17 protein-coding genes are annotated in these 15,977 nt (G+C 67.6%); 7 read left to right on the forward strand and 10 right to left on the reverse strand.

From position 1 onward, the window contains the following. Nucleotides 1–880: acyl-CoA dehydrogenase family protein (locus A9X05_RS26855; RefSeq protein ID WP_067785203.1), on the forward strand; the 880-nt coding region annotated here is incomplete at its 5' end. On the opposite strand, the gene A9X05_RS26860 is transcribed toward A9X05_RS26855, so the two are convergent. Next, nucleotides 877–2,844: a SpoIIE family protein phosphatase gene (locus A9X05_RS26860; RefSeq protein ID WP_067785207.1), complete on the reverse strand. Its 1,968-nt coding sequence runs from the start codon at nt 2,842–2,844 to the stop codon at nt 877–879. The two genes, A9X05_RS26855 and A9X05_RS26860, sit on opposite strands and share 4 nt — an antisense overlap. Before the next feature lie 220 nt (nt 2,845–3,064). On the opposite strand from A9X05_RS26860, the gene A9X05_RS26865 reads away from it, so the two are divergent. The 3 genes from A9X05_RS26865 to A9X05_RS26875 are packed head-to-tail and all read left to right on the forward strand — an operon-like array spanning nt 3,065 to nt 5,373. Continuing rightward, nucleotides 3,065–3,565 carry an oxidoreductase gene (locus A9X05_RS26865; RefSeq protein ID WP_067785210.1) on the forward strand — a complete coding sequence of 167 codons (501 nt, stop codon included), beginning with the start codon at nt 3,065–3,067 and terminating at the stop codon, nt 3,563–3,565. 13 nt (nt 3,566–3,578) lie between these two features. Continuing rightward, nucleotides 3,579–5,072 (forward strand): molybdopterin-dependent oxidoreductase, encoded by a 1,494-nt coding sequence (locus tag A9X05_RS26870; protein ID WP_067785213.1) that lies wholly within the window; start codon nt 3,579–3,581, stop codon nt 5,070–5,072. 1 nt (nt 5,073) lies between these two features. Further along, nucleotides 5,074–5,373: a hypothetical protein gene (locus A9X05_RS26875; protein WP_067760495.1), complete on the forward strand. Its 300-nt coding sequence runs from the start codon at nt 5,074–5,076 to the stop codon at nt 5,371–5,373. Here the strand turns inward: A9X05_RS26875 and A9X05_RS30210 are convergent. Next, nucleotides 5,336–5,713, reverse strand: coding sequence for a hypothetical protein (locus A9X05_RS30210; RefSeq protein ID WP_067888386.1), 378 nt, complete (start codon nt 5,711–5,713; stop codon nt 5,336–5,338). The two genes, A9X05_RS26875 and A9X05_RS30210, sit on opposite strands and share 38 nt — an antisense overlap. A 267-nt stretch (nt 5,714–5,980) precedes the next feature. Here A9X05_RS30210 and A9X05_RS26880 point away from each other — a divergent pair, with 267 nt between their 5' ends. Further along, nucleotides 5,981–6,475 carry a DUF421 domain-containing protein gene (locus A9X05_RS26880; RefSeq protein ID WP_067760497.1) on the forward strand — a complete coding sequence of 165 codons (495 nt, stop codon included), beginning with the start codon at nt 5,981–5,983 and terminating at the stop codon, nt 6,473–6,475. Between the two features lie 4 nt (nt 6,476–6,479). Here the strand turns inward: A9X05_RS26880 and A9X05_RS26885 are convergent, their stop codons facing one another. From A9X05_RS26885 to A9X05_RS26895, 3 genes are all read right to left on the reverse strand, one after another. Then, nucleotides 6,480–7,685, reverse strand: coding sequence for an amidohydrolase family protein (locus A9X05_RS26885; protein ID WP_067760499.1), 1,206 nt, complete (start codon nt 7,683–7,685; stop codon nt 6,480–6,482). 124 nt (nt 7,686–7,809) lie between these two features. After that, the gene (locus A9X05_RS26890) at nt 7,810–8,838 is read right to left on the reverse strand and encodes a hotdog fold thioesterase (RefSeq protein WP_067760501.1); all 1,029 of its coding nucleotides are present in this window, start codon (nt 8,836–8,838) and stop codon (nt 7,810–7,812) included. A 77-nt stretch (nt 8,839–8,915) separates the two neighbouring features. After that, nucleotides 8,916–9,278, reverse strand: coding sequence for a hypothetical protein (locus tag A9X05_RS26895; RefSeq protein WP_067760503.1), 363 nt, complete (start codon nt 9,276–9,278; stop codon nt 8,916–8,918). A 117-nt stretch (nt 9,279–9,395) separates the two neighbouring features. On the opposite strand from A9X05_RS26895, the gene A9X05_RS26900 reads away from it, so the two are divergent. Further along, a complete protein-coding gene (locus A9X05_RS26900; RefSeq protein WP_231968929.1) occupies nt 9,396–9,803 on the forward strand; it encodes a hypothetical protein in 408 nt (135 codons plus the stop codon). 9 nt (nt 9,804–9,812) lie between these two features. Here A9X05_RS26900 and A9X05_RS26905 read toward each other — a convergent pair whose 3' ends face one another. The 5 genes from A9X05_RS26905 to A9X05_RS26925 are packed head-to-tail and all read right to left on the reverse strand — an operon-like array spanning nt 9,813 to nt 15,565. Further along, nucleotides 9,813–11,315 carry a class I adenylate-forming enzyme family protein gene (locus A9X05_RS26905; protein ID WP_067760505.1) on the reverse strand — a complete coding sequence of 501 codons (1,503 nt, stop codon included), beginning with the start codon at nt 11,313–11,315 and terminating at the stop codon, nt 9,813–9,815. Beyond that, on the reverse strand, nt 11,312–12,247 hold the full coding sequence (locus A9X05_RS26910) for an acyl-CoA dehydrogenase family protein (protein WP_067760507.1): 936 nt from the start codon (nt 12,245–12,247) through the stop codon (nt 11,312–11,314). The genes A9X05_RS26905 and A9X05_RS26910 overlap by 4 nt, the downstream gene beginning before the upstream one ends. Further along, a complete protein-coding gene (locus A9X05_RS26915; protein WP_197499217.1) occupies nt 12,244–13,401 on the reverse strand; it encodes an acyl-CoA dehydrogenase family protein in 1,158 nt (385 codons plus the stop codon). The genes A9X05_RS26910 and A9X05_RS26915 overlap by 4 nt, the downstream gene beginning before the upstream one ends. Then, on the reverse strand, nt 13,398–14,495 hold the full coding sequence (locus A9X05_RS26920) for an acyl-CoA dehydrogenase family protein (protein ID WP_067760509.1): 1,098 nt from the start codon (nt 14,493–14,495) through the stop codon (nt 13,398–13,400). The genes A9X05_RS26915 and A9X05_RS26920 overlap by 4 nt, the downstream gene beginning before the upstream one ends. Next, the gene (locus A9X05_RS26925) at nt 14,492–15,565 is read right to left on the reverse strand and encodes an acyl-CoA dehydrogenase family protein (protein ID WP_067760511.1); all 1,074 of its coding nucleotides are present in this window, start codon (nt 15,563–15,565) and stop codon (nt 14,492–14,494) included. Before A9X05_RS26925 ends, A9X05_RS26920 begins: the two co-directional genes overlap by 4 nt. Before the next feature lie 78 nt (nt 15,566–15,643). On the opposite strand from A9X05_RS26925, the gene A9X05_RS26930 reads away from it, so the two are divergent. Continuing rightward, a partial coding sequence (locus tag A9X05_RS26930) for an LLM class flavin-dependent oxidoreductase (RefSeq protein WP_156737021.1) occupies nt 15,644–15,977 on the forward strand: 334 nt, incomplete at its 3' end.

A 15,977-nucleotide genomic window follows, 5' to 3' on the forward strand; every position in this document is an offset into this window, starting at 1 on the left:
TGACGAAGTGCTGGTTCAGTTGTTGTCCGAGCCCAGCGGCGGGTCCGACCTGGCCGGCGTCATCACCCGGGCCGAACGTCAGGGCGACCGCTGGATACTCAACGGCGCCAAGACGTGGAGCACCAGCGCGTTCGCCGCCGACTACGGGCTGTGTCTGGCCCGCACCAATTGGGACGTCCCCAAGCACGAGGGCTTGACCATGTTCCTGGTGCCCATCGCGCACCCGGGAATCACCTTGCGCCGCATCACGATGCTGAGCGGTTCCACCGAATTCTGCGAGGAGTTCCTCGACGGGGTGGACGTCGGCGACGACGCCGTCGTCGGCGAGGTCGACGGCGGCTGGGCGGTGGCGTCGCGGCAGCTGTACCACGAGCGCCGGGCGGTGGGGCAGGGGTCCGAGTTCGCCAGCGGCAGCGGCAGCGAGGGCGGCCACACGATTCCCGTTGACTACGTGAGCCTGATCGAGAAGACGGGCCAGGCCGGTAACGAACGCGTCGAGCAGTTGGCCGGCCGCGCGCTGGTGCAGCGCGCGGTGGCCGAGCAGCTGATCGGCCACGTGTACCGCAGCGTCCGAGACGGCACCCTACCGCCGGCCGGCGGCACACTCATCAGGCTGTTCCACGCCGAGACGGTGTTCGTGAACGTCGACACCGCCATGACGATCGCCGGCAGCGCCGGCGTTGTCGGGGAACCCGGCGAAGGCCTGGAAACCGGGCTGCGCTACCTGTCCCGCCAGACCGTGGCGATGGGCGGTGGCACCACGGAGATGGCCCGCAACGTCATCGGCGAGCGGGTGCTGGGGTTCCCGCGGGAGTTCGCTGCCGACCGCGGTGTGCCGTTCAAGCAGGTGCGGCACGGCCAGCGGTCCGACCGCCCCTAGCCCTCCGCGACGAGATTCTCGGCGAGCCCTCCGGCGACGGGGAGCTGCACCAGCGACAAGACATGGTGCGCGGGGCTTCCCGGCGGGGCCACCAGAACGTACTCGCTGCCCTGCCGCTGCGCGCGGTCGCGGGCGGCGGCCAGCGCGCTGACACCGGCCGATCCGAGGTGGGTCACGGCACTGAGATCGATCGTCAACGGCGCTACGCCGGAACGGCTTTCGACCGCGATCTGTCGATCCAGCGTGGACGCCGTGGTGGAGTCCACGTCGCCGCTGACCGCGATGCGGCCCGGTTCGGTGACCAAGGAGACGAACTCGGAGTCGACCGACTTCGGCCGATCTCCCCGGCTGACAAGCGTGTCGGTGACGAAATTGGCCGGTCGCGACAGGCGGTGCGTCAAGCTGGCGGTGGTACCACCGGGCCCGTGACTGACGTGCGCGTGGGACACCAGGGCCTCGGCCATGGCAAGGCCGCGGCCGCGGCCCTGCTCGCCTTCCCGGTGATCCTTCCACTGCCCGTGGTCGATGACCGACGCGTGCAGGCTGCCGTCCCCCGCCAGCGACGCTTCCACGACGACTCCGTCGGAAACCTCTGTCGCATAACCGTGTTCGACCGCATTCTCGACGAACTCCGAAATCGCGTGCACGATGTCCGAAATGTCCTCGGCCGCGGCGCCTACGTCGGACAGCCACTGACGCAGCCGGGAGCGCACGGTGCGTGCGGCGTGGATCGTGGCGTCCAGCGTCATCTGCAGAGGCGGCGGGGGCATGCGCCGTTGCGCCGCAAGCAGCGTGATGTCGTCGTTGTACCCGGTCGACCGCAACAGCAGTTCCAAAGTCTCCGAACAGATCCGGTCGATGGGCCGCGCCGACGACTCGATGACGAACCCGCCCTGACCGCCGGCGATGTTCGCGGCCAGGTCGGCGAATTCGGCGGTGCTGGCCATCAGCGGCCGGCCGGGGCGTTCGATCAGGCCATCGGTGTAGAGCATGACCGCGTCGCCCACGTCGAGGAACTCCGTGCGCACCGGGAAACCCGTGCCGCTGCCGAGCGGGCCGCCGCCGGACGGCTCGAGGTAGCGCGCGTCGGCCTCCGCCTTGACCAGCAATGGCGGAGGGTGCCCGGCGGTGCAGTACTGGAATTCGCCGGTGCCGAAGTCGAGCGACCCCACGCACACGGTGGCCGACCTGGACCCGGGCACATGCTCGTGGAAGCGGTCGACGGCCGCCAGCGCCTCGGCGACCGGATACCCCGCCAGGAGCTGCATCCGCAGCGCGGTGCGCAACTGCGACATGACCGCGGCCGCCTCGACGCCATGGCCGACGACGTCGCCGACGATGAGAACCAGTCGATCCCCAAGGGGGATCGCATCGAACCAGTCGCCGCCGGCGGCGGTGTCCTGCGCGGCGACCAGGTACTCGGCGGCCACGTCCGCGCCGGGAACGACGGGCACCGACGGGGCCAGCAGCGCCTGCTGCATGACGGTGGCCGAGTCGCGGACGTTGCGGTACCGCTCGGACAACTCCGCCATGCGGGACTCGGCGGCCAGTCGCGCCTGCACCCGGTCGGTGACGTCGACGAAGGCGAGTTGCACCCCCTCGATCGAGCCGTCGTCGGCGCGCCGCGCGGTGACGATGAAGTCGAAGAAGTGTTCCTGCGCCGTCCCGGAGCCCTCGAAGTCCGCCTGCACGCGCCACTCGGTTCCCGACTGGGGCTCGCCCGTTTGATACACCCGGTCGAACATCTGCAGGATTTGCTGACTCTCCAGCTCCGGATAGACCTCGCGCACCAGGAGCCCGATGCTGTCGACCGGGGGACTCAGGGCCCGGTAGGCGGCGTTAACCGCGACGAATCGGTGGTCGGGCCCCTCCAGGCCGACCAACAGCGCGGGGACATTCTCGAAAATGCGGCGCACGTCGTCGGCCGCACCCACGGTCTTGTCCCAGTTTCTCTGGGCCGCCATCGGCCGTCCCTCCTACGGACCCTTCCTCGGACCGAGTCCCGCAAGCTGGCCCAAAAGCGCTGAGCACTGGCCAGGCACAGACATCAAGACTAGCAATGGCGGCCCCGTGCCCGGTGCAACGGTTTTCCTAGCGTGGCGTGCGGCTCTTCGGTGTCCCGGCACGGGTCGAGTGATTAAACCAGGCTTGTTTGTATTTACTCGGCGCGGGTATCACGCGCCCATGGTCAATGTCGGCCCAGGGCGGTTGATCTCGTTCTGGCGAAGCATCTGGTCCTCATCGGTGCTCACCTTCAACGGTTGGGTCGCCTTCAACCTGCCGCGGACGGTGACCGCGCTGGGCGCTGCCCTGCTGGGCGGCCTGGTGGCCCTGCATGCCTACGTCTTCGCCACGCTTTCGCCGGCGCCCTGGTACTTCGCCGTCTACGCGGGCCTGGTGGTGATCGGTTGCCTGTCGGCGATGACGGCGATGGTGTTCGCCCTCAAACCGCGTGTGCCTGCGGCGGGCTGGTACCTCGGGAGTCTGCTCTGCCTGGCCTTTCTCGCCGTCTACCTGATCAGCCGATGGGTCACCCTCGGCGGGCTGGACGCGGTGATGGGCCGATGGGACTTCACCCCGGGCACATTCGCTTTCGCGCTCGCCGCAGCCTTCGTTGCGGTGCACGCGACCGTGCTCTCGGGAGTCAACGTGGCCTACCCGCAACGGCAACAGTGGCACGACTGACTGGAGCTCAGGCATGACGACGCTCGACTATCCGGTGTGGCTGCGGGTCGACCATTGGCTCAACGTCTTGTTCGTCACGCTGATCATCCGCAGCGGCATCGAGATCCTCAGCACCCACCCCAAGTTGTATTGGCACGACGACAGCAAACCGGGCAGCGAATGGGCGCGTTTCACCCGCAAAGTCATGCCGCGGCACCGGCTATACGACACCCTCGACGAAGAAGAGTCCTACAGCTCACTGGTCGCGCTTCCCGGTCACAACAAATTGGGCATGGGACGCCATTGGCACTTCTTCTCGGTGATCGGCTGGATTCTGCTCGGACTGTCGTACTACGTCCTGCTTTTCGCGACCGGTCAATGGCACCGGTACTGGCCCTATTCATGGTCGATCTTTCCCGAAGCCGTCGACGACATCGTCACCTACCTGTCCTTCAACCTGCCGCCGCTGTTGCCCGGCGAGCCGTTGGACGCCATTCAGAAGCTGACCTATGCCGGCGTCGTTTTCCTCCTGGCGCCATTCCAAATCCTGACCGGGGCGGCGCAGTCACCGGCGATCGAGGCGCGCTTTCCGTGGTACGTGCGGATGTGGGGCGGCCGGCAGTGGGCGCGGAGCCTGCATTTCCTGGGATTGCTGGCCTTCGTCGTCTTCATCGTCATCCATCTCTCGATGATCTTCTTTTGGGGCTGGGGTCAACTGATGGCGTCGATGATCTTCGGATCCGTGCGCAACGTGTACTGGGCCACCGCGCTGTCGTTCGTCATCATCGGAGCGATCATCGCCGTCCACATCGCGGCCACGAAGTGGAGCCTCCGCAATCCCACCCAAGTGCAAAGCGTCCTCGGCGGCGTGGTCACCCGGGTTCGGCTGCTCCTGCTGCGCCCGCTGAATTCGCGGCAGGACTACCCGGCCCGCAAGCTGACCGAAGATCACCGAGTGAACGGAAAGCCGCCCGCCAGTACCGAATACAAGGTGATGGCGGTCCACAATTTCGTCGATTGGCGGCTAGCGGTCGGCGGCCTCGTGGAGAATCCGGTGACCCTCGACCTGGCCGCGCTGCGGGCGCTCGCCGAGCGGCAGACGCAGCGGACGATGCACAACTGTGTGCAGGGTTGGACCAGTATCGGCGAGTGGAGCGGGATCTCGCTGGCTGCGCTGGCGGATCTCGTTAAGCCGTTGCCGCAGGCCAAATACATCTGCTTTCTCAGCATGCAGGACACCGGGCGTGACGAACCGGCGGCAGAGACTCCCGGGGGCCAGTTCTACGAGGTGATGGACCTCGAATTGGCCTACAAGCCGCAGACACTGCTGGCATACGAGATGAACGGCCGGCCGTTGCCCATCAAGCACGGCGCCCCTCTGCGGTTGCGGGTGGAGACACAGGTGGGATTCAAGATGGTCAAGTGGATCAACGGGATCGAGTTCATCAACGACTATTCCGGCATCGGTCACGGCCTGGGTGGCTGGCGCGAGGACCACGTGCACTACGACAAGGACATGGAGATCTGAGGTGACCGACCACGACCCGACGGTGCGGCCGGAGCTCATCGAGCTGAATTCGGCTGCGCGGCATCGCGTGCTGGAATGCATCGACGCCAAGGGTGGCCACTGCGAGCGGTGCGGTGGCACCGCCTTCGACGTCGGCCGCGCGCTATACCTCGGATTCCTGTTCTTGAACGAGGACGACGATGCCTACATGGTGGCGCTGACATGTCGCAATCCGGAGTGTGCCAAACCGCGCACCGGGATCGTGTTGCCGGACAAGGAGTTTCTCAGCTACGGCGCATCGGGGAACGCGACCGCATCCTGAGACGACGATGCGTCTTCGTCGTCGCGGCCCTGTCGTCCGATAGGACGGGGCGCGGAAGTCCCAACCGCTCGGCACTTTCGGAGACCCTGCTGAGGTCAGCGCACAGCGACTCGAATCGGTGCCGGTCCGCGTCATCGAGCAGACCGAGGGAGCTGTAATGGACCAGTCGGGGCAGCCGGCCCGCCAGCACAGCGCCCCACCGGACGCTGAAGTCGTAGACCTCGCCGTCCTCGACCAGATCCTTTCGTCCCAGCGCTTCGAGTGCCTGAATCTGGGCGGCGAGTAGTTCGACATCGGCGTCGATGGTCACCGGCGCCCGGCCTTCCGATGCCACACTCATCTGTCCTCCCATCGTCGCGGCCGCCGAACGTGCGCCAGTCTGGCGAATACCCAGCGACAGTCGTTTACACGCGGCGTCCGCGGGTACTGCCGGTCGCGGGGCGGTCCCCGGACCGCAACGACCATGCGCGCAAGGAGGACTGCCATGAGTGAGCCCGGCGGGATCATCGAACTTTGGGCTAAGGGCCTCGGTGTCGATCGTCAACGCGCCCTGGTCCTCGCCCGGCGCGGCCGCGTCTCGTAATTGCAGTGCGAGCAGGCGGCGGCGATGAGTGACCTACTGCTGCAGTTCTACAGCGGGTGGCGGCCAGCGGCCTACGCGGCACTCAAGGCGCTCGCGTTATTCGTCACCGCCGCAGCCGCTTTCCGGCTCATGCTGCGGCGCACGATCGCTGAGTTCACGCCGTTCGATTGGGTCACCGCAGTCGCCGTCGGCGCCATCGTCGGGCGCACCGCGACGGCGGCCGACACTTCGTGGCTTACCGGGGTCGCCGCCCTGCTCACCCTGATCGGCGCCCACGACCTCGTTGCGCGGCTGCGCTTCAAGCCCTGGGTGCGCCGCCTCGTGGATCCACCGGTTCGGGTGCTGATCAGCGACGGCGAAGTGGACGAAAAGAACCTCAAGCGCTGCAGGCTAACTCGGGGAGACCTGGACGCGATACTGCGCCAACACGGTCACCGAACGCCCGCCCACGTCCGCCTCGCCTTATTCGAAACCAAGGGTGTGGTTTCCGTCATCGCCGACGGCGATTCCGCCGAGTGACCGATCAGGCCGAGACGGGCTTCTTCGCCGGTGCGGAGACCTTCATCAGCTTCATCAGGTTGCCACCCATGATCTTGGCGATGTCCGCCTCGTCGAAGTCGGTCAGCTCGTCGACGAAGGAGATGGGGTCCTTCAGGCCTTCGGGGTGCGGCCAGTCGGAGCCGAACAACACCCGGTCGGTGCCCACCATCTTGACGATCTCGGTGAACCGGTCCTCCCAGAACGGGGTGATGTAGACGCAACGCTTGAACGCCTCGATCGGGTTCTCGCTGAACGACTGCGGCATCTTCTTGTAGACGCCCTTGAGGCCCTTGAACAGGTCCGGCACCCAGTCGGCGCCGTTCTCGATCGACAGGATCCGCAGCTCGGGGTTGCGGGACAGCGCGCCGTGACACACCAGCGCACCCATGGCGTCGATGATCGGCCGGTGACCCATCACGAGGCTGCGGAACGGGGTCGGCTTGAACGGCAGGAACTCGTCGCCGGGCTCCCACACGTTCGCGAACTCCGAATAGCCGCTGTCCGAGGCGTGCATCGAGACGGGGATCTCGGCCTTGATGCAGGCCTGCCAGAACGGGTCGAACTCCTCGAGCCCGAACGACCGGCTGCCCTTGTAGCCGGGCACGGGCGCCGGGCGCACCAGGACGGTACGGGCGCCGCGCTCGAGGCACCATTCGAGTTCTTCGAGCGCGCGCTCGACGATCGGCAGCGTGATCACCGGGGTGGCGAAGATGCGGTCCTGGTAGTTGAACGACCACTGCTCGTACATCCATTGGTTCAGCGCGTGGATGACGTCGTGGGTCATCTCGGGGTCGTCCTTCATGCGCTCCTCGACGAGGCTGGCCAGCGTCGGGAACATCAGGGCGTAGTCGATGCCCAGCTCGTCCATGACCTCCAGCCGCGCGCCGGGCTCGCGGAAGGCGGGGATGGCCTTCATCGGCTCGCCGAGGATCTCGCGATAGCTCTTGCCCTGCGCGCCGTTGCGGAAGTAATCCTCCTGGGCGCCCGGCTTGGCGACGACCTCGAACGTCGGGTTGGGGATGTACTCGCTGATGTGGCCGCGAACCACGATCTTGGTGCGGCCACGCACCTGGACGTAGTCGATGACGCGTTTGCGGTTCTCCGGCAGGAACTTGGTCAGGGCCTCCTGCGGCTCGTACATGTGGTTGTCGGCGTCGAACACGGGGAAGGAAAGTTCGCGAGACGGCATGGCGATCTCCTCGGGGCAAATCTGGGGTTCTCAGTAGGTGGTAATGACGTTACCACTCATGAGGGCCTTGCGTGTAGCGCCCATTGGGCCCGGTCGTCGCCGGCGTGACGCCCGATGACGCCGGCTAGGTGCCCGGCCAGGTGGGGATCTCCGGTGTTTTTCCGTCGATGACGGCGAAGTTCACGGTCGCCGTCGCGAGGAGCTCGTCGTCCGCCTCGCCGTAGATGTCGACCTGCATCACCATCGCCCGCCGGCCGGATCGCAGCATCCGGGGCACCGCGAACGCCAAGCCCTGCCGGATCGGGCGAAGGTAGCGAACGAAGAGGTCCGCCGTGGTCATCGTGGTGCCCGGCGTCAGGTATTCGAGGCCGAACTGCCCGCCTGCCACGTCGACGAGCGTCGCGATCAGGCCGCCCTGCAACGCGCCCGAGGTGTTGACGACGGCGGGACTGACCGGCATCGTCATCGCGAATTCACCGTCGCGGGTTCCCGGCCGCAGGCCGATCTGGGCGAACAGCTCGGACAGCGACAGCTGGTTCGACTCCTCGCTGTCCCGGATGCCCAGGGCGCGACTGCAGAACTCGTAGAGGTGCCCGACGTCGACCGGCGTCCCGTTCAATTCCGCACCCAGCCAATGCAATCGCTGCGCGCCCATCACCGTCTGCATCACGATGGCGGCCGACGCCGCGACGTCCAGTCCCGGGTTGAACACGCCCTCGGTGATGCCCTGCCCCACGATGTCGCGGATCAGGCGATGCAAAGGGGAGAGGACCCGCGCGTAATCGCGGGGGCGGGTCTCGGCCAGGTGCTGGTTATAGAGGGTCAAGGCGCGATTGAGGCTGTCTTGTGTGCTTGATTCCGGTTGCTGGCTGATGCGGTCGATCACCAGCTTGAGCGCCGCGGTGCTGTCCAGCCCCTCGGTCTCGGCGCGCCAGGCCTGGACCGATTGGGCGATGGTCCGGTCGAACAGTGCCAGCAGCAATTCGTCCTTGCTGCTGAAATGCTGGTAGAAGGCGCGCAGCGACGTCTTGGACCGGCCGACGACCTCCTGCACCGTGAAGTCGGTGCGGCCGGTTTCGCCCAAGATTTCGACGGCCGTCTTGATGAAGCGGTCGCCGCGGGTCACTTCGCCGTCGTCGCCAAGGTCGGCCATGAGCGCTTCGTCCCCTTCCTCGGCGCGCTGCTCGCGCTATGAGAATGAGGTTACCGCGCCTCCCGGCCGATGTGCGCTCACGCCCTGGGGCAGAAGATTCCGAGTATCTGCTGGCAGTTGTCTTTGTTGATGAGGGCCGGCGGTGGTGGCGGCTTCGGCGGCGGGTTGTCCCCGTCCCAGATCATGCTCGAGACGTTGCCCATCCCGGGCCAGAGGTAGTAGTAGGTGTGGCACACGTTCATGTCCCAGCCCCGAAAAGGGTCGGTGACGTGGTTGCCGGTGGCCGGCAGGGGTTGCCCCGGGCACCATTGATGCGCAGGGCCCCAATCCGGATTGTCGGCCTGGGCGGGGCCCGCGGCGAGCCCGGTCGCGGTGACCGCCAGGCCACCCGAAAGCAGTGCGCCGGCGATGAGCTTCTTCAGGGTGCGGATGGTGTCCACGACGTTCCTTTCGCTTGATTGGCGAAAGTCTTGCCTCCGGTTCCGGTTACCGATCCCAATTACGGCGCAACAATGTCGACACGGTCGGCGTCCCGGACAGGCCCTAATGTTGTGACCGTGTTGACAAAACCGCTGACCGCCGCGGCGGCCGTGCTGGCCGCATGCACGCCGACGTTCGCCCCGCCGGCCGCCGCCGACCAGGACAACTACGTGGCCTTCCTGTCGCCGTCGCGCAACATCAGCTGCGAGATCGACTACCAGCGCCACGGCATCCCCGACGAGGCGTTCTGCTTCAGCATCTCCCCGCCGCAGTCGGTGACCATGGACCCCGCCGGCGTCCTGTCCCGCTGCACCGGCGAAAGCTGTCTGGCCAACCCGCCGGAAGGCACGCCGAGCCTCGGCTACGGGAAGACGGCTGGAGCCGGGCCGTTCAGCTGCCGGTCGGAGACGGACGGCGTGACGTGCACTGTGAGCTCGGGTCGCGGCTTCACCATATCCAACGCAGGGATTGCCGCCGTAGGCTGACTTTGGCCTTCAGCCGCCACGGGCCTCGATCATCGCCGAGCGATTCACCTTGGTCGCCGCGGTGCGGGGAATCGCGTCGACGAACTCCACGGTCTTGGGCGCCTTGTAGTGGGCGAGCCGGCTCTTCGCGTACTCGATCACCTGTTCTTCGCTGAGCACCGCGCCGTCGGCCGGCTGCACCACCGCGTGCACCCGGCGACCCCACTGCGGGTCGGTGAGTCCGATGACGACGACGTCGGCGATGTCGGGATGACCCGCCAGAGCCGACTCTACTTCCGCCGGAAAGACATTGGCACCGCCGGTGATGATCATGTCGACGCGGCGGTCGACGATGTAGAGATAACCGTCCTCGTCCAGGTAGCCGATGTCGCCGGCGGAGCGAAAGCCGTCTTCGGTGGTCGGTAGCGGCGCCGCGCCGCCGATATAGCGCGACCCCGCGCTCATCGGTGCGCGCAGGTAGATCTCGCCGTGTTCGCCGGGCCCGAGCGGTTTCGTTCCGGCGTCGAGAATCCGGATCTCGGTTTCCCGGAAACCGCGGCCGACGCTACCCGGGTGGGCGAGCCACTCGTCGCCCCGCAATGCGGTGAGCCCGAGGTTCTCGGTCATGCCGTACGCCGACACGATCTGCTGCGGGCTCAGCAGTTCGAACCAGGTGTGCATGAGCGACGGCGGCATGACAGCGGCGCCCTGCAGAATGAACACGATGCTGGACAAGTCGCGCTCCCGGACGTCGGGCCGGGCCGCTATGCGCGCCAGCATTGTGGGCGTGGCCGTGAAATTGGTGATCCGGAAGCGTTCGATGACATCCAAAGCCAGGGCAGCATCGAACTTTTCGAGTATCACCAGATGGTCGCCGGCCAGCAGGAAGAAGAAGGTGGCGAACCCGTTGGTGTGGTACATCGGCGCGGGCACCATGATGGTCTGCGGCTGGGCGACGGGCGTCCAGTTCGACAGGAAGGGCTCGCCGTGTTGGGGGGTCCACAGCGAGGGCGCCAGGCTCAGGATGACTTTCGGTATGCCGGTCGACCCGCTGCTGCAGATGCCGTTGGCGTTGGGGGAGATGGCGTCGGGCAGAGCCTCAGCGGACTCGGCACCGGCCTGGGCATCCAGGCGCCAGCGGCTCACCTCGTCGACGACGACGGCGGGATCGATCACCTCGCGTACCCGATCGCGCTCCCATTCGGGCAGGTCCCAGTGCATGGGAACTGGAACGGCGCCGATCTTCCAGCAGCCCAGTGTGGCCAGGACCAGGTGTATCGAGTTCGGGATCGCCAGGGCGACAAGGGAACCGGTTCCGGCACCTTTTGCGGAAAGCGCGCGGCCCCATTGGTTGGCGCGCGCGTCCAGCTCACCGAACGTCAGCGACTTCGTGGTGCCGTCGAGGGCGACGATGGTTACGCCCGTGTCGTCGCCGCGCTCCTCGGCGAGCTCGGAAAGCTTGGCGCCGAACGGGATTCCGTCCGCTAACGGGTTGGCCGCCCCTTCGGCCGCGATCGGTTCGGTGGCGCTCACGCCGATACCGGCCCGCTGAACAGTGTCTCCAACGAGCCATCCGGGACACCGGGAATCAGTCGCAACGCGAGCGCCTCGGCGCCCAGCGGCAAACGGATCAGCGGTTGCGTGTGACGGTCGAGCACGCTGACGTCGGACTCATCGCAGAAACCCAAGGCGCCGAGCAGCTGATGGGAGGTGCGCAGCACCTGACGCGCGGTGTCGGATGCCTTGAGCCGCAGGACGAGTGCATCAGCCGAGCGGACCGGCAGCGGTAGCGACTCCGGCCGGCAGACGGTGTATTTGGCCAACTCGTGCAGCCCGCGCACGGCGACGGCGGCCTCCGCGACGGCGAACCTGACCGCCTGGAAATCGGCCAGCGGCTTACCGAACTGCACGCGGGCGCGCACATGATCGGTGACGATGTGCAGCGCCTGCTGAACGGATCCCAGAATCCGCCATGATCCCAGCACGAGATGAAGGTTAATGTCGTCGGCGGGGACGATTCCATCGGGTGCGCCGAGGGAAGCGGGCACCAGGAACGGGCCGAGTTTGGCGCTGGTCCGCGACGCCGGCTCCGGGGGGTAGCGGTTGCCGTCCAGGTCGGCGGCGATCCAGTCGCCCGGTAGGTCGCCGTGGTCGATGCGCGGCGCCTCGGGGTTGACCAGGGCCAGGCGGGCGCCGTCGATCGCGAGCAGCTCCTCGACGAGGGGATAGGGCAACACCATCGCGCCGGCGGCCCGGCACAGCACGGCGGCGGCCAGCAGGTCGTCGGGTGCCGACCGCACATCGAGCTCGAACGCACCGACCTCGGTGAGGGCCGCGCGCGCCGCGTCCCGGATGGTGTCGTCGGTCTCGGCGCGCAACGCCGCCTGCGGGCCGCCCAGCCGGGCGAACCGCTTGGCCGCGACCGCGGCGAAGTCGCTGATGTCTTGTGGCAGATCAGTTTTCACCGGTGCTCTCCCAACACGTCGCGGGCCACCAACATCTTCTGCACTTCGATGGTGCCCGACGCCACGGTGGCGGCCTGTGCGTACCGCCAATGGTCTTCGATTGCCCCGTGCAGCGCGGCGCCGCTGCCACTGTCCAGCGCTATCGGGCCCAGCACGTCGAAGAGCAGCTCGGCGACCTGCTGGTCGCACGTCGTGGTGGCGATGCGGGCGGCACTGGCCGCGGCGCCCGCCGCCGGGTCGTCCTGCAACGACACCGCCCGGTAAGCCAGCAACCGGGCCACCCGAAGATCGACGAGCGCCCGGACCCAGCGGGAGCGGAGCGACTCGGGCAGCGTGGACCAGTCGTCCCCGAGCTGGGTGCTCATCCGGTCGAGCAATGATTCGCAGCGCGCGTAGCGGGCGATGCCGACGCGCTCGAATGCCAGCGCCTCGCGCATGACCCGCCAGCCGTCGCCGACCTCGCCGAGGACGTCGCCGGGAAGCGCCTGCACGTCGTCGAGGAACATCTCGTTGAGGTGATGTGGTCCCAGCATCGACCCGATCGGCCGGACGGTAAAGCCGGGGCGGTCCATCGGAATCAGAAAGAGGGTGAGCCGCTTGGGCTTTGGCGCCTCGGGATCGGTGCACGCCGCCAGCACACACCAGGATGCCATCAGCGCATAGGACGTCCACACCTTCTGGCCGGTGATGCGCCAACCGTCCCCGTCCGGCACGGCGCGGGTGCGCAACGAGGCGAGGTCGGTACCGGCCTCGGGCTCGGAGAAGCCCTGGCACCAGATCACATCTCCCGCGGCGATGGCCGCCAGGTGCCTGGCCTTCTGTTCGGCCGTGCCGTAGCGCATCAACGCCGGGCCGACCCAGTTGACCCCCATGTACTGGGGACCACGTGGTTCGTGCTGGGCCCACATCTCCTCGCGCAGCACCGTCTGCTGCCAGACCGAACCCCCGCCGCCGCCATGCTCTTTCGGCCAGGCCAGCGCCAGCAGTCCCTCGGCCGCCAGCAGTTTGCAGAAGGTCTCGGTGGTGGCCAGATCCCGGGGGTTCTCGGTGCAGGCGCCCAAGAAGTCGGCGGGGATGTGGTTGGCCACGAGCTCGCGCAGGTGATTCCGCAGTTGTGCGGCGTCGTCGCCGAGGTCGTAATCCATCGTTGTCATCCCTTCGGCAGCCCGAGCACCCGCTCGGCGATGATGTTGCGCTGGACCTCCGATGTCCCGCCGTAGATGGTCGCGGCAAGCGCGTCCTGGCGTTCGAAGAGCAGATCCGGGTCGCTCAGCGATTGCGTTCCTTGCGCAGCCGCGGCGAGATCCCAAACACGCTGCAAGGTAACGGATCCGAGCAGTTTCATGGAGTCGGCCTCGGGGCTCGGTCGTCCGGCGAGTTCGTTGCCCAGGGCGCGGTACCCGGTGGCCCGCAACGCCTCGGCGTCGGCGAGCAGGGAACCGAGTTCCGCGCAGATGTCCGCGGTCGGCTGCGCGTTGCGCACCGACTCGAGCCCTCGCTTGATCTCGACCCAGTTCATGATCCAGATCATCTGGCGTTCATGGTGCAGCGACGACAGGGCGACGTTCCACCCGCCGTGCAATGGACCCAGCAGGTTGTCCGCAGGCACCTCGACGTCGTCGAGGAAGACCTCGCAGAACGTCTCGTCGGAGATCGACGCCATCCGGATGGGCTCGATCCGCACCCCGGGCGAGTGCAGATCGAGAATCAGGCAGGAAATCCCGCGGTGTTTCGGGGCTTCCGGGTCGGTGCGGGCATACAGTGTGCACCACCGCGATTCATGGGCTTGGGTGGTCCAGATCTTGTGGCCGTTAACCCGGAAGCTGTCCCCATCGCGTTCGGCGCGTGTGCGCAGACCGGCGAAATCCGACCCGGCCTCCGGTTCGGACATGCCCAGCGCCCACCATTCCTCACCGCGCAGCAGCGGGACGAGCAACCGCTCGATCTGCGCCGGGGTGCCGAACTGGCGGATGCCGGGCGCGGCCACGTTGGGACCCGCGATGTTCGGCAGCTTGGGCGCCGAGCGCATCGCCGCCTCGAGCCGAACCTCCATCGCGTCGCGCAGGCCCAGCGATCGACCGCCGTGTTCTTTCGGCCAGGTCGGCTGAATCCATCCGGCCTCGAAGGCCGCCCGCTGGTAATCACGCCGCAGCGGCAGATCCCAGCGGTACTCGCGGTAGTTTTCGTAATAGTCGTTCGGCAGGAAGTCCGTCAGCCAGGCGCCGAATTCTTCGACCACCCCGGTCATGCCGCGCCGCCCGCGAAACGGCGTCCCACTTCGTGGTACAGGGCGCGGCTGTCGCCCAGCATCGCGGCGGCCTGCCATGCGTGCCGGACGTAGAGGTGGGCGTCGTGCTCCCAGGTCTGCCCGAGCGCCCCGTGCACCTGCACCGCGGTTCTCGCGCAGGTGGCCGCCGCATCGCCGGCCGCCGCCTTGGCGAGCGCCGCGGTGGTCCACGCTTCCGCGGGCGCCGTGGTCGGGTCGCCCAGCCGGGCCGCCGCGGCGTAGGTGAGACTGCGGGCGCGCTCCAGCCCGACGTAGTTGTCGGCCAAAGCGTGCTTGATCCCCTGGAACGCGCCGATCGGCGTGCCGAACTGGCGGCGCGTCTTCGCGTGCTCGACGGCCCGGTTCAAGGCGGCGCTCGCCGTGCCGACCAGGTCGGCGGCCGCGGCCACCAACGGCGCCGTCAACGCTCGCTCGGTGTCGACCGGTGCGATGGCCAGCGGCTCGGCGTCGACCTCGACGTCTGCCAGCGGCTGCGCGGGGTCGGTCGACTCGCCGGGGATGACGGTCACCCCGTCGCCGCAGCGCGCGACCGCCACCACGGCGCCATCGGGGGCGGTGTCGGCCCGCGCCAGCGTGACGAGCAGCTCGGCGCGCGACAGGTTGGGGACCGCGACCGCCCGTCCGCGCAGGCGCCCGGCGCGCAGCGTCATCGGCGCCCCGGGCAGCCGAGATCCCTTGGCGTGCACGGCCAGGGTGGCGACCACGCCGCCGGCGATGTCGTCGAGAACCGCGTCGAGGCCCGCGTCGCGTAACGCGCCGGCGGCCAGCCCGACACTGCTCAACAGCGGGATCGGCGCGATGGCCGCACCGCATTCCTCGAGCACCAGCGCGAGCTCAACCGGTCCGTAGTCGCCGGTCCCCGGGGCGGCCAATTCCGTCCAACCGAGGTCGACGACCGTCTTCCACAGCGTCCGCCACCGCTCCGGATCCGTCATCGCCTGCCGGGCGGAGTCGGGCGGGCACTCGGCACGCAGGATGTCGCGCACGGTCTCGCGCAGCGACAGCTGCTCCGCGTTCAGTCCAACATCCATAAGACCCCTAACATAATAAAAATAGTAAACTAGCGGCCCGGTCCGCAATCGCACGGGAATAGACGCATAGGTGGGCGCATGGTCGAGTGGTATTTGTTCCTGCCGCAGGTTCGGCTGTCGGCGGCCGACATCGTGGAGCGGGCCCGGCACGCCGAGGACAGCGGCTTCGACGGCCTGGCGTTCATCGATCACCTCGAGGCGCCGGGGTTGCCCGACGAAAGCATCTGGGAAGCAATGGGGATTGCCGGCTGGGTGGCGGCCAAGACGGAGCGACTGCGGATCGGCCACCTGGTGCTGTGCGACGCGTTTCGCCATCCCGCCGTGCTGGCCAAACAGGCCGTCACCCTGTCCGACGCATCCGAGGGCCGGTTCGATCTGGGCCTGGGTGCGGGATCCTGGCCCACGGAGTTCA

This window comes from Mycobacterium sp. E3298 (assembly GCF_001666895.1).
GTDB lineage: Bacteria > Actinomycetota > Actinomycetes > Mycobacteriales > Mycobacteriaceae > Mycobacterium.